The organism is Nocardia sp. NPDC059195, assembly GCF_042754695.1.
Taxonomy (GTDB): Bacteria; Actinomycetota; Actinomycetes; order Mycobacteriales; family Mycobacteriaceae; genus Nocardia.
Genome location: NZ_JBHZBG010000060.1, coordinates 1 through 3,807 on the forward strand (window position 1 = coordinate 1; position 3,807 = coordinate 3,807).

A 3,807-nucleotide genomic window follows, 5' to 3' on the forward strand; every position below is an offset into this window, starting at 1 on the left:
GTGTCAAACGGATACCTCGTCGCGGGCTTGGAGGTCGGCGAGTACCAGGCGCAGCAGTTGTTCGGCACGGATGCGCTGCCAGCCCAGCATGGCGTGCGGACTGAACCTGGCCTCCTCGAACAGCGCTACCAGTTCGTGTGCGCCGTCGTCGTGCAGCACGCCACTGTCGAATGCCCGCTCCAGCACTTCCCTCGGGGTATCCGAAATCAACGGCGCCGCGGCACGATCCGCCGCCAGTCCGGCCTCCATCGCCACATAGCAGGCGATCACCGCGGTGCGCGCGTCCTGTCCCGGTGCGTTCATCGCCGCCAGGCCCATCTCGGCGGCCCTGGTCAGCGAGTGGACCGTATTCACCACCTCCTCTTCGGTCAGTTGCGCCCCGTCGACCACGGGGGCCCGCCGCCCGGCGACAGTGACGCCGACGAGACCGGCCAACGCGATACCGATCAGCACGACCGCCAGCCCCACCGCCCCCAGCAACGCCATCCCGCTCAGGCGCGCCGGCTCGACCGCCGAATCGATCACCTGCACATCGACCTCGCCCGACACCGGCGGCGCCCACGCTTTCGCCGCGGTCACCGGCGGCGCCGAAGTCGGCTGACGCCTGGCACCGGGCAATACGAACAGCATGGTGACACCGACCGCGAACGTCAGCGCGACAGCACTGAGCGCAATCGGGGTCAGCACCGCGAAACGCCTGAACGACAAGCGAACCCCGAGATCACGCTCGACCGCGGGCATCGCCAATGGCAGCCGGTGCTGACTGACGATGGCTCCCGCGAGCAAGATCACCACCGAAACCAGCAGCAATACCGGCATCAATGCGACAGCCACCGGCGAGGTTCCGCCGGATTCACTGGGAACAACCGTCCCAGGTAAACGCCCCTGCAGCGCGACAATCGCCCCGACAATCAATGCGACCGCCGCGACCAATCGGCCTATTGGCGCCAAAATCTTTCCCACAGCAATACCGCCGAACCCCTGGAAGCCACCCGAAATGCCCACATGGTGGCATTTCCGATGGCTTCCAGGAACCGACCGCACAAAGGTTTGGTCGAACTCCCTCAGCGCCTCCCGATTCCTTGTACCCCGCAACATCCCCTTTCACGGGGCAAGGAATATTCCGGTGCCGGGTCGGGCGATCAGCTCTGCCCGGGACGTCCCCACACCGTCGGGTCCGGTGGCGGCCAGCCATCCGCTCCGGGGAGCGGGAGGTCCGGTACCGCGCTCGGTCGGTCGGTCGGATCGGGCACCGCGTGCCATCCGCCCCGAAGCGGGCGCGAGGACGACGGTGGCGCCGGCGCGTCGGCGGTTGGTGGGGCGGGGGCCGGGCTCGACGGCGGCGTCCGGTGCGGTGGCAGGCTCGGCTCGGTGGAGCGCGACCGCAGTACCCGCACGAGGACGACGACCACGACGATCACCAGCACCGGGACCAGCAGGAGCGCGAGCCACGAAAGGTAGCGCACCAGCTGCAGAAGCCGCTCGGAGGCCGGCGGAGCCTCCGGTGCCGGACTCATCGCGAGCACCGGGCCCACTAAATCATGGACGGCGAGAAGGACATTGCTCACCGGGCCCCCTCCCCGAAAACCAAGCGCTGCAATCGGATATGTCACCAGTGCGCACGCCGCCCGACACCTCCGCATCATTTCCGCGACCGTTCCCGATACACGGGCCGGCACCCGCGACCGGATGCGTCAGTCGGCGAGAAAGCGGGCGGCGTTCGCGTGCGCCCAGTGGTTGAAAGTGGTGGCGGGGTGGCCGGTGATGTCCTCGACGCTGGTGATAGGCAGGGATTCCGGGGTCGGGACGTAGTCGAGCAGGACATTGTCGACGTACCAGGTCGTGTTGTCGCCCATGGTGGGTCGCAGGGCGGCGATGGTTTCCTCGCGGGTCGAGGTGCGGAAGGTGATGTCACGGTCGAGCGCGTCGGAGAGGTGTGCGACCAGGTCGGCGCGGGACAGGATCTCCGGGCCCGCGAGCGAGTGCGCGCGGCCGAGATGTCCGTCGGTGAGTAGGGCGGTGGCGGCGACGGCGGCGATGTCGTTCATGGCGATGGGCGCGCTCGCGCTGTCGGGGTGCGGCTCCCAGACGGCACCGTTCGCACGGATCTGCTGGGACCACGTCAGGGTGTTCTCCATGAAGTCGGCAGGCCACAGATGGGTCCAGGCCAGGCCGCTGCCCTCTACGGCCTTACAGACACTGCCCCACCAGCTTTCGGGTTCACCGGACAGATCGACGACGTGTCGCACACCGGCTGCCCGCGCCAGCTCGAGCACCTCGGTGACATTGTCCGGCGACGGTGCCAGGTACATCCGGTCGACGCCCGCGAATGCGGCGGGCAAGCTGTCCAGCCTGCCCAGATGCCCCTTGGCCACCTGAACCCCGGCGGGCAGCGCGGCCTTGCTCGGGTTGATCGTCAGCGCGCGAATGTCGGTGGCACCTCGCGCGATCAGCTGGTCCACGACCATGCGCCCGATATTGGCCGTCGCCCCGGTAACCAGGATTGTCATCGGTTCCCCTTCGTCTCGGATCGTTGAACTCCTTCGATCCTGCCAACGAAATCCGACCGGCGCACATAGGCATAGGCATATTTCCGGCAACCGTATCAATATCTATGGTGTGGCAAGGTAATTCGCCCTTTGTGTCGAAGTGATGATGTTTTTCCGGTATCACCGCTGGTGGGTTCCACGGAATCGTTGACGATGCGAAAATGTTCTCGGACCGAGATCCGGTCCGGCAGAGGATGTTCCGCCGGATTGGCGGGCAGACTGGAGGGGCAGGATGCATTTCTCGAAATTCAGCGCGATCGCCGTTCTCGCGACAGGAGCTGTCGGCCTCGCGGCCACCACCACCGCGCAGGCAGCACCATCCGCAGCGGTTCCGATCGTGCAGGGCGTCGACAGCGGCGTCGCGTTCACCGCGAGTCCGCTGGCCGATGGCTCCGGGCTCACGGTGTCCGCCCCGGACGGCACGTTCGGTGTCGCCGGTGGTGCGGTCACCCTCACGAACCAGGAGGGTCGGGTGGTCGCCGCCGTGCCGACCCGCATCATCACCGGCGCAGGCGATTTCGATCTGGTGGCAGGCATCTCCGCCGACGGACGGTCAGCGACGCTGACTCCCGCCGCCGCACCGGCCGTCGTCACCGCCAACTCGGCCGAGTTCGTCGACGCGGCCGGTGACACCCAGGCCCGCAAGCAGCACAACGCGGGCATCGGCGCGCTCATCGGCGCCGGTATCGGCGCAGTGCTCGGCTTCTTCCTCGGCGGAGTCGGCGCACTGGTGACCATCCCGATCGGTGCGGGCATCGGCGCCCTCATCGGCTACTCGACGCCGTAGTGGCACCGCGTATTGGCCGACCCAGCGAGGGTCGGCCACTACGGGCCGTCAGCTCAGGTGATGAACCGCCTGCTGCCTGAAGACCGGTGTCGCAATCCCTTCGAAGCGCGCCTTCAGCTGTAGCGCGGGATACAGCGAATAGTGCCGGGACTGATGCAGATTGCCGCCGTGGAACCACAGGCCATGCTGCTGAGTCGGCTTCCACATGTTCCGTAGCTCGCCTTCCCACGGCCCCGGATCCTTGATGGTGCCGGATCCGAATCCCCAGCACTTGCCCACCGCATCGGCGACGTCCTGACCGATGAGGTCGGCCGCCCAGCCGTTCATCGAGCCGTAGCCGGTCGCGTAGACGACGAGGTCGGCAGGCAGTTCCGTGCCGTCGGTGAGGATGACGCTGTGCTCGGTCAGTTCCCGCACCTGCCCGTGGGCCAACGGATGGCACCGTCGGCGCCGACATCGATGTATTGACAT

The 3,807-nt window shown here is 67.2% G+C and carries 4 protein-coding genes and 1 pseudogene; 1 reads left to right on the forward strand and 4 read right to left on the reverse strand.

What is annotated here, in order from left to right:
* Window positions 1-3: 3 nt before the first annotated feature.
* The 3 genes from ACFXKN_RS33370 to ACFXKN_RS33380 form a co-directional block, all read right to left on the reverse strand.
* The gene (locus tag ACFXKN_RS33370; protein WP_378974752.1) at window positions 4-834 is read right to left on the reverse strand and encodes a DUF4129 domain-containing protein; all 831 of its coding nucleotides are present in this window, start codon (window positions 832-834) and stop codon (window positions 4-6) included.
* 308 nt (window positions 835-1,142) lie between these two features.
* The gene (locus ACFXKN_RS33375; protein ID WP_379434785.1) at window positions 1,143-1,568 is read right to left on the reverse strand and encodes a hypothetical protein; all 426 of its coding nucleotides are present in this window, start codon (window positions 1,566-1,568) and stop codon (window positions 1,143-1,145) included.
* 126 nt (window positions 1,569-1,694) lie between these two features.
* Entirely contained in the window at window positions 1,695-2,510 is an 816-nt protein-coding gene (locus ACFXKN_RS33380; RefSeq protein WP_378974744.1) for an NAD(P)H-binding protein, read from the reverse strand.
* A 271-nt stretch (window positions 2,511-2,781) separates the two neighbouring features.
* Here ACFXKN_RS33380 and ACFXKN_RS33385 point away from each other — a divergent pair, with 271 nt between their 5' ends.
* On the forward strand, window positions 2,782-3,336 hold the full coding sequence (locus ACFXKN_RS33385; RefSeq protein WP_378974739.1) for a hypothetical protein: 555 nt from the start codon (window positions 2,782-2,784) through the stop codon (window positions 3,334-3,336).
* Between the two features lie 48 nt (window positions 3,337-3,384).
* On the opposite strand, the pseudogene ACFXKN_RS33390 reads toward ACFXKN_RS33385, so the two are convergent.
* Window positions 3,385-3,807: pseudogene (locus tag ACFXKN_RS33390) on the reverse strand (NAD(P)/FAD-dependent oxidoreductase); the annotation flags it as partial.

Bases quoted from the DNA above. Each gene is read 5' to 3' on its own strand.
- ACFXKN_RS33380 (WP_378974744.1), bottom strand. From the start codon at position 2,510: ATGACAATCCTGGTTACCGGGGCGACGGCCAATATCGGGCGCATGGTC.
- ACFXKN_RS33385 (WP_378974739.1), top strand. From the start codon at position 2,782: ATGCATTTCTCGAAATTCAGCGCGATCGCCGTTCTCGCGACAGGAGCT.